Annotated in this window: 1 pseudogene; it reads left to right on the plus strand. The window is 36.8% G+C overall.

Annotated elements, in window-relative coordinates:
* A pseudogene (locus tag SB717_RS37925) lies at positions 1-253 on the plus strand (HAD family hydrolase); the annotation flags it as partial.

A 253-nucleotide genomic window follows, 5' to 3' on the forward strand; every position in this document is an offset into this window, starting at 1 on the left:
GTTTCAGCGTATTGCTTTATTCCAAAACGAAATCATTCCCGAATACGCCATTACAAGTAACGGCGGCAATATCCTTCATAACGGGAAACAAGATGGTACTTGGAACAGGACAGTAAAAGAAAGACTATCGGTTGAATGTATAGAGAGAAACGACATACTAAAGGAATTTGGACAAATAGCTCATAAAGATTGGGTTATATCACAAAAAACAGCTGATGATCTATTCCATTATTGCATTATTAAACGGGAGAAC

The organism is Priestia sp. SIMBA_032, assembly GCF_046535215.1.
Taxonomy (GTDB): Bacteria; Bacillota; Bacilli; order Bacillales; family Bacillaceae_H; genus Priestia; species Priestia aryabhattai.